This window comes from Leucobacter soli (genome assembly GCF_042659205.1).
Taxonomy (GTDB): domain Bacteria; phylum Actinomycetota; class Actinomycetes; order Actinomycetales; family Microbacteriaceae; genus Leucobacter; species Leucobacter soli.
In genome coordinates this window covers 1-3882 of the sequence record NZ_JBHSRW010000215.1, presented here as the reverse complement: position 1 = coordinate 3882, position 3882 = coordinate 1, and the positions used below count along the sequence as shown (strand labels likewise).

3 protein-coding genes and 1 tRNA gene are annotated in these 3882 nt (G+C 70.8%); 2 read left to right on the top strand and 2 right to left on the bottom strand.

The window, feature by feature from the left end; genetic code table 11:
* Positions 1-209 precede the first annotated feature (209 nt).
* A tRNA-Arg gene (locus ACFPZL_RS10990) sits at positions 210-283 on the bottom strand.
* 245 nt (positions 284-528) lie between these two features.
* On the opposite strand from ACFPZL_RS10990, the gene ACFPZL_RS10985 reads away from it, so the two are divergent.
* Both ACFPZL_RS10985 and ACFPZL_RS10980 read left to right on the top strand, forming a co-directional pair.
* Positions 529-1074, top strand: a complete 546-nt coding sequence (locus tag ACFPZL_RS10985) for an adenine phosphoribosyltransferase (RefSeq protein WP_218116401.1) — start codon at positions 529-531, stop codon at positions 1072-1074.
* 116 nt (positions 1075-1190) lie between these two features.
* Positions 1191-3017: an AMP-binding protein gene (locus ACFPZL_RS10980; protein WP_382335419.1), complete on the top strand. Its 1827-nt coding sequence runs from the start codon at positions 1191-1193 to the stop codon at positions 3015-3017.
* Positions 3018-3159: 142 nt separating this feature from the next.
* On the opposite strand, the gene ACFPZL_RS10975 is transcribed toward ACFPZL_RS10980, so the two are convergent.
* The coding region (locus ACFPZL_RS10975; RefSeq protein WP_382335417.1) for an enolase C-terminal domain-like protein at positions 3160-3882 on the bottom strand (723 nt) is incomplete at its 5' end.

Here is a 3882-nt window from a genome sequence, read left to right as displayed (position 1 = left end):
GGCTCTGGCTCCGAAGCGGCTGGGCAGGCAGAGGATGACACGCCCAACGCCATCCACACGTTTTGGCCGGTAACCCCGGACTGATGCGGTGCTGCCGTTCGTCCGAGCTTTCTGGTCGGTGACCCCCCCGACTCGAGAACCGGGCTCCGGCAGAAACAAAGAAACCCTCTCGGATCCGCGTAATTCCGCCGATCCGAGAGGGTCATCTGCGCGCCCCGAGGGATTCGAACCCCCGACCTTCTGATCCGTAGTCAGATGCTCTATCCAGCTGAGCTAGGGGCGCACGTTGATCTCTCAACCTCACAGACTTTACCCGAAACCGCGCCCAAACGGAAATCGGCGACCGAGGCGCATCGCAACTCCGGAGTTCCGCGCCGCTGAACGGCTGCGGCGCTTTCGGCTCCTCCGGAATGCCGATGTATCCGACAAGGAAACAGCGATCGGGAGGAACCGACGGCGAACAGCACCGCCCGCGCGCCCGCTCGTCATCCGACAGAGACCGACCCGCCCGCCAGGCGGTACCCTGTCATGGTGTCGATCGAAGCCAGCAGCCCCGCACTCGCCCGCGCCGAAGGCCTGATCCGCGAGATCCCCGATTACCCGCAGCCCGGGATCCTCTTCCGCGACATCACCCCGCTGCTCGCCGACGCCGAAGCGCTGCGGGCGACCAGCGAGGCGCTCATCGCCCCGTTCGCAGGGCAGTTCGACGTGATCGCCGGGATCGAGGCGCGCGGATTCCTGCTCGCGAGCGCCGCGGCGATCGTCGCCGGTACTGGCATGGTGCCGGTGCGCAAGGCCGGCAAGCTGCCGCAGCCCGCGGTCACGATCGACTACGCCCTCGAGTACGGCACCGCGACGATCGAGATGCACGCCGACCTCGAACCCGGGACCCGCGTGCTGGTGATCGACGACGTGCTCGCTACCGGCGGCACCGTGGCCGCCACGCTCGAGATGCTCGAGCACCTCGGCTACCCGGTCTGCGGCACGTCCGTGCTCTTCGAGATCGAAGGGCTGGGGGGCCGCGAGAAGGTCGACGACCACCCGCTGCACACGGTGTTCCGCAACGACCACTGACACGATCCGGCTGCCGGGCACCCGGGCACCCCGGTCACAGTCCCTTCGATCTCGCCGGGCGAGGTGCTGGGGGCACGAATGGGCTGCGCTCCGCGGGATGGTGGAGACTGGACGTCATGAGTGAGACCTCCCCTGGCGACGCCTTCTTCGCAGCGCGCGATCACCTGCTCGAGCTCGCGAAGGATCCGGCTCGCGCCCGCGCCGAGTTCCGCTGGCCCGACGTCGGTCCCGATTTCAACTGGGCGCACGACGTGTTCGACCGTCTCGCTGAGGGCAACGATGAGCTCGCGCTCCGGATCATCGAGACCGACGTCGATCCGGGCGGCCCCGAGGCGGCCTTCCGCGAGACGACGCGCACCTTCGCCGAGCTGAAGCAGCGCAGCGACCAGGTGGCGAACTGGCTTCGCGCGCAGGGCGCGAAGCCCGGGGACGTCGCCATGCTCATGCTCGGCAACCGGGTCGAGCTGTGGGAGATCATGCTCGCCGCACTGAAGATCGGCGTCGTGATCCTGCCGACCTCGGTGGTGCTGGGGGAGCATGAGCTCATCGACCGCATCGAGCGCGGCCGCGTGCGCTGGGTTTTCGCGGCGGCCGAGGACGCCATGAAGTTCGCCGGGGTGCCGGGCGGCTACCGTCGTGTCGGCGTCGGCTTCGACGGGCCCCGCGCCGGGGCGACGCAGGATCAGCGCGCGGCCCTCTACGACTGGTTGCGCTACGAAGAATCGAGTGCGGGATCCCTCGCGCCGGTGGCGAAGACGACGGCGAGCAGCGATCCGGCGCTCATCTACTTCACCTCGGGCACCACGAGCCTGCCGAAGATCGTCGAGCACTCGCACACGAGCTACCCGCTCGGACACCTCACGACCACGGCCTGGATCGGCGTGCGGCCTGGCGACGTGCACTCCGTCGTGAGCGCCCCGGGTTGGGGCAAGCACGCCTGGTCGAGCTTCTTCGCGCCCTGGAACGTCGGTGCTCAGATCGTCGTGCTCAACGCTGCGCGCTTCGATGCGGAGCGCTTCGTCGACGAGCTCGACCGCGCCGGCGTCACCACGTTCTGCGCGCCGCCCACCGTCTGGCGCATGCTGATCCAGCACCGGCTCGAACGGAAGCCGCGCGGCCTGCGCGAACTCGTCTCCGCAGGCGAGCCGCTGAACCCCGAGGTCATCGCGCGGATCGCGGAGTGGTGGGGGCTCGAGATCCGCGACGGCTACGGCCAGACCGAGACGACGGCGCTCATCGGCACACTCCCCGGTGAGCCGGTGGTGCCCGGCGCGATGGGGCGGCCGCTGCCCGGTGTCGAAGTGCGGCTCGTCGACCCGGTGACCGGGGAAGCGGTCGGGGGCGCGCGTACCGACGCCGGAATCGACGCTGCGGGGATCGACGATGCCGGGGTCGACGAGGGCGAGGTCTGCCTGCCGCTCGACGAGCGACCGGTGAACCTGATGCCCGGCTACTTCGGCGACGACGCGGCCACCGCGCGGGCCTGCCGCGACGGACTCTTCCACACCGGCGACGTCGCGCAGCGCGACGTGGACGGCGTGCTCACCTTCATCGGGCGCACCGACGACATCTTCAAATCGAGCGACTTCAAGGTGTCGCCGTTCGAGGTCGAGAGTGCGCTGATCGAGCACGCGTTCGTCGCAGAGGCCGCCGTCGTGGGCGCACCCGACGACACCCGGCTCAACGTGACGAAGGCGTACGTCGCGCTCGCCGCGGGCCTCGCCGCCGACGCCGAGACGGCCCGCGCGATCCTGGCCCACGCCCGCGAGGCGCTGCCGCCCTACATGCGGGTGCGACGAGTCGAGGTCTACGAACTTCCGAAGACCGCCTCGGGCAAGATCCGCCGCGTGGAACTGCGGCAGCGCGAGATCGCCGCGTTCGAGGCGGGGGAGCGGATCCCGACCGAGTGGCGCGAAGAGGACTTCCCCGGGCTCAAGGCGTGACGGGCGGCACGTCGGGGCGGTGAGCCGGGCCACGCAGCCGGGCCTGCGCAGTCGGGATCGCGGCTGCGACCCGGATCCGCGCCTCCGATGCCGTGAGGCCGCCATGGACTCAGACCTCGGATGCCGTGGGGACGGTTCGGACTCAGGCGGTGGGCGCTGTGAGGCGCCCGAGGCACCGGGCAATCCGCTCCCGCCACCAGGCGTCCCGGTCGGGCGAAGCCGCGTAGCGATCCAGCAGCTCGGGATCGAGTGCGGGGCGCCGGACGGGGAGCTCGCCGTTCTGCGGCAGCAGCGAGTCGCGGGTGATGTCGCCCGTGAGCAGACCGACCGTGCCGAGACCGCAGGCTCCCGCGAGCGCTCCGTCGGGCAGCGCTGCGGCGAGATGCAGGCCCATCCCGATGCCGACCGAGGTGTCGAGCGCGCTCGAGACGACCACCGGCAGCCCGGCTTCGGCGACGATGTCGAGCGCCCGGGCGATACCTCCCAGCGGCTGCGCCTTCACGACGATGAGATCCGCGGCACCGGTGCGGGCCACCGCGAGCGGATCCTCGGCCTTGCGCACGCTCTCGTCGGCGGCGATGCGGACCAGCCCCTCCAGGCGCGTCCGCAGCTCGGCCAGCTCGGCGACGCTGGAGCAGGGCTGCTCGGCGTACTCGAGGCCGGCAGCCTCGGGATCGCGGGCGTCGGCGCCGGTGTTGGTGCCGGCGTCGGCGCCGGTGCTGCCCTCGGGTGCGGTGTCGGTAGTACTGGCGGTGGAATCGGTGGCGCCCGCGGCCTCGACGAGGGCGCGGAGCGCGGTTTCGGCCTCTGCGAGCGACCAGCCGCCGTTCGCATCGACGCGGATCCGAGCATCCGGCCCCATCTC

Coding starts and splice junctions, on each gene's coding strand:
- ACFPZL_RS10985 (WP_218116401.1), top strand. CDS start 529: ATGGTGTCGATCGAAGCCAGCAGCCCCGCACTCGCCCGCGCCGAAGGC.
- ACFPZL_RS10980 (WP_382335419.1), top strand. CDS start 1,191: ATGAGTGAGACCTCCCCTGGCGACGCCTTCTTCGCAGCGCGCGATCAC.